This window comes from Gelidibacter algens, assembly GCF_001678675.1.
Taxonomy (GTDB): domain Bacteria; phylum Bacteroidota; class Bacteroidia; order Flavobacteriales; family Flavobacteriaceae; genus Gelidibacter; species Gelidibacter algens.
In genome coordinates this window covers 1-4,163 of the sequence record NZ_LZRN01000095.1, presented here as the reverse complement: position 1 = coordinate 4,163, position 4,163 = coordinate 1, and the positions used below count along the sequence as shown (strand labels likewise).

The following is a 4,163-nucleotide window of genomic DNA, read 5'->3' as shown; positions in this document are numbered from 1 at the left end:
GATGGCAACGATACTGTTTTAGAAAAACAAGGATATCGTGCAACCGATTTTCCATTGGATGAACTGCGGTTATTTTTTGTAAATGATACGCTGATGTTACCTGGCGAATACTGAAATATTGGATCATGGTATATCTTAATTTTACGGACTTGAGCGAAGAGGCTCAAAACCGACTTTTAGAACTCTCAAAAAAAGATGTGGAACGAAAATTTGGCGACAGTATTCGCAAATACGTAAGAGAAAATTATACCAGTTTTGAAACGACGGTAGAGGAAGAAGCAATAAGAAATCTATATTCCTATAAGTTCATATTCAACATCTAATTTTCTAAACTTAATAATCACACCTCTAAATTTTGGAGGTGTTTTTTCTGTTCAAGTAATTCCAGTTCAAGAAAAAAACGTATCTTTATTTCGCTGAAATTCAGCACACATAATTTATATAGCTATCCCATTTTTGACTTTCGCTGATAGCTGTATCCATCTATATTTTACATATAGGAATTTCCGAATTCCTAAAAGGGCAATTGGCTTTTTAGCCAGATTGTATGAAATTTTTGTCACGCTTTGGCGTGACGAAAAGGAATAGCAAGAGGGTAACGGGCAGAGCCGCGTTACATATTCCTTTTAGCGTATAACTAATTGATTTTCAATAACTTGAAAATTAATGGATTATATATATTTCTTCGATTTGCGTCAAATGCCCCTGAACAGCCTGTAAACAGGGATGGATTTACGTCAAATGCACAAAAAAGCGAAAGAAAATGGACTCATTCATCACAATTAGGTTTAAGCGGGCAACTGCCAAACGTTTTCAGGAATTTTCTAAAACGCACTTCAAATCGCACACCGAAGCGATGGCCACGATGCTCGATTTTTTCTTCTACAATGAAATATCGCCACGGGAAAAACTGGGCCCGACCGGAAGGACGATCGAGGCCAAACTTCTCAAAAGGATCAATGCCGTCATTGCCATTATGAGGGATATGGAAAAGACCCAGACCAAACCCACGGTCGCAATGATCGAGTCACTTTTTCAAACGGAGGAACCAAACAAGAAACCGTTGATTTTGGAGAAGAAATTTATGGAAAAAAAGAAGGAAGTGCGCTTTAAAGAAAAGGGAAATCCAAACAACGAACTCTAAATTCTTGTGCTATGTACATTACAATAACACCCCAAAAAATGGGAGGCAATTATTCTAAAAGTTCGGCGGATTTTGTTGGCTATTTGGAAAAAGAAAACCAAGGGTTAGAGCAGGAGGATATGGAGCATTTTTTTAACCAAAATGGCGATGAGATTTCGGCAGAGGAAGTGGTCAGGGAAATCGATGGGAATACTGCAAAACTGGAAAAGACCGAACCGAGATTTTACTCTATTACCGTCAGTCCTTCACAATACGAATTGAAACGTTTGCAGAACCATAGTGAAGATTTAAAAATATATACACGAGAAATTATGAGGGATTATGTGGCTTCATTCAATCGTGAGATCAAAGGACGACCAGTCAATATCGATGACATAAAATATTATGCAAAAATCGAGCACCAGAGGACATTTAAGGGAACGGACAAACAGGTACAGGAAAACCAACCTTTTGCCACAAAAATACTTCAGATGAAAACCGATATCAGAAAGGTGGAACGTGGCGAACTTTCAGGAAATATCAAAACGATGGAACGAGAAATCGCCAAATTAGAAAAGGCAGCGCCAAACCAACAGAACGGAAAGCGCATCTTACAAGGAATGCAGAAGGAAGGCAGTCAAAGCCATATCCATATTATTGTGAGCCGAAAAGATGCGTCTAATAAATTCAGCTTGTCGCCTGGAAGTAAATACAAAGCTTCTGACGTTGAACTAAACGGTAAGACGGTAAAACGGGGTTTTGACCGAGATAAATTTTTTACAAACGCCGAGAAAACTTTTGATAAAAAGTTTGGCTATCAAAGAAACTTTGCCGAAACCTATAAAGCTCGGAAAGATTTTATCAAAAATCCGAAAATTTATTTTGCATCATTGATGAAATTACCCACCAATGAAAAAGCATTGGCGTTTAAAATAATGGGCAAAGCTGGCATTCCGATGATGCCGACTATTCCTGTCACACAAGCACAACTGGCAATGAAAATATTTAACAGGCTGCGACGTGGTGCGGAAGTGGCCATCAAATCAAGTTCCATCGGAATCTAAATTAGCATTATGCAACTGGACAATCTTTTAACGGTGCTTTTTATTATTGGTTTTGCCAGTATTATTTTCTATGGAATGTTTCGGGTATCAAAATATGCGTTCGCTTTCAATGTTTTAATGATTGGTACTTTGGCATTTTTTATTGCAAAGGAATCAGGATTAGCTTTGACACTACTTTATTTAGTATGTCCGCTAATGCTAATTAATATAGGATTGTATGTTTACCTTCATAAAACCGAAAGTCCAAAAAATGGCGATAGTAAATATCAGGTCAATTTTGTAACGACCAAAGGAAATTTTAATTTGGATAACATTAAACGTGGCGCATCGGTCATCGGTTCTGCCGGAAGTGGAAAGACTGAAAGTGTAGTTTATGGTTTTCTGAAACACTTCCAAAAAGAAGGGTTTTGCGGGATTATCCACGACTACAAGGATTTTGAACTTACCGAAATGGCATATCCTCTTTTCAAGGATAGTGACATTCCATTTAAGGTCATTTCATTCGATAGAATTATAGATAGGGTAAATCCTATTGCGCCAAGGTATTTAGAGAACGAGGAAAGCGTAAATGAGGTGTCAAGGGTGTTGATTGAAAATCTTTTGGAGCAGCGGGAGTCTGGCACTTCAGGAACGACCAAATTTTTCAATGATGCAGCCGAAGGATTGATTGGTGGATTGATTTGGAAACTTAAAACCACCTATCCAAAATACTGTACACTTCCTCATTTAATAGCCGTTTATCAGTATCTCGATACCGAAAGTCTTATCAAGTTTTTAGAAACCAATACAACATCGAGAGCAATGGCAGATGCTTTTATTAGCGGTAAGGATTCTGAAAGGCAGACCGCAGGTGTAAAAAGCACCTTGGCCAATGCGCTGAAACGAATTAGTACGCAGCGGATTTTTATGGCATTGTCCGCAGATGAAGTAGAACTCAATATAAATAGTCCAGAAAACCCTTGTGTGATTTCGATTGTGAACAATCCGAAATTTGAAACATCTTATTCCCCAGTTATCGCCACAATCATTCACACAATTACCAAACAAATGAGCGTAAGGAATTCCAAACCTTCCTTCCTCTTGATGGAAGAAGCGCCAACCATACGTTTATTGAATATGCACCGTATTCCGGCAACTTTGCGTAGTTACAATATAGCTACAGTTTATGTGATGCAGGACAAGATTCAAAATGATATGATGTATGGCGACAAGGCGAGCAAAGCAATTTTGAGCAATTTATCCTATCAATTTTTCGGTAAGGTAAACGACCCAGACACCGCAAAATATTACGAACGCTTTTTTGAGATAGTCAAAGACCCAACGAAAAGTATTAGTCGTGGACACAATCTTGATTTTGATACAAGAATTACCACAGGAGAGAAAGAAATTCCTAAGATTAGGGCTGATGTATTTTTTCGATTGAAGCAAGGTGAATTTATTACCTATGCAGATGGTAAAGATTTGAAAGTTCAATTTAAGTTACAGGATATTAAAAGAGAGCTTCCAATCGGTTTAAAGGAATATTCAAATGAAGAATTGTTGGCTAACTTTGAACGGGTTTATCGAGAAGTTAAATCAGTTTTTACGTGAATTTAGTTTTTTCGAGATTGACCAAGAAATTCTTTCAGGGTAATTGTAGTAATATTCATTCCTTTTGCCTTAATCTGCAAGCCATTATCCGAAGTTAAGAGGATAGGATTTTCTGATTTGAATTTTAATGCTACTGTTAGAATTAGGTTATCAGGTGAACGTTTATTGAAATCAATAGGTAATAATGATATATCCGAAATTTCCATTCTTAAATCTCTTGTATCTAAATGACCGTTTATTGATTTTAACGCTTTTTGAACATTCCTTTTACCTTCATTATCTAGTTTAGACTTTAAATTATCTAATTCATCTATAACTTTAGCAGATAAGATCACTGGATATTCTTTTTTTATTCTTGGAAATAATGTCTGGATAGTCTATAAATA

6 protein-coding genes are annotated in these 4,163 nt (G+C 36.9%); 5 read left to right on the top strand and 1 reads right to left on the bottom strand.

Annotation, left to right across the window (positions count from 1 at the left end):
* From A9996_RS21095 to A9996_RS19075, 5 genes are all read left to right on the top strand, one after another.
* Positions 1–114 (top strand): DUF6876 family protein (locus A9996_RS21095; protein ID WP_346210695.1); only part of this gene is annotated, 114 nt, incomplete at its 5' end.
* Between the two features lie 11 nt (positions 115–125).
* Positions 126–323, top strand: a complete 198-nt coding sequence (locus tag A9996_RS19090; protein WP_066432881.1) for a hypothetical protein — start codon at positions 126–128, stop codon at positions 321–323.
* Positions 324–763: 440 nt separating this feature from the next.
* On the top strand, positions 764–1,144 hold the full coding sequence (locus tag A9996_RS19085; RefSeq protein WP_066439088.1) for a BfmA/BtgA family mobilization protein: 381 nt from the start codon (positions 764–766) through the stop codon (positions 1,142–1,144).
* 11 nt (positions 1,145–1,155) lie between these two features.
* Positions 1,156–2,187 (top strand): MobB family relaxase, encoded by a 1,032-nt coding sequence (mobB, locus tag A9996_RS19080; RefSeq protein WP_066439085.1) that lies wholly within the window; start codon positions 1,156–1,158, stop codon positions 2,185–2,187.
* 9 nt (positions 2,188–2,196) lie between these two features.
* Complete coding sequence (locus A9996_RS19075) at positions 2,197–3,777, top strand: type IV secretory system conjugative DNA transfer family protein (protein ID WP_066439083.1); 1,581 nt, start codon at positions 2,197–2,199, stop codon at positions 3,775–3,777.
* A gap of 2 nt (positions 3,778–3,779) precedes the next feature.
* On the opposite strand, the gene A9996_RS19070 is transcribed toward A9996_RS19075, so the two are convergent.
* Complete coding sequence (locus tag A9996_RS19070; protein ID WP_066439080.1) at positions 3,780–4,112, bottom strand: PIN domain-containing protein; 333 nt, start codon at positions 4,110–4,112, stop codon at positions 3,780–3,782.
* Positions 4,113–4,163: the final 51 nt, after the last annotated feature.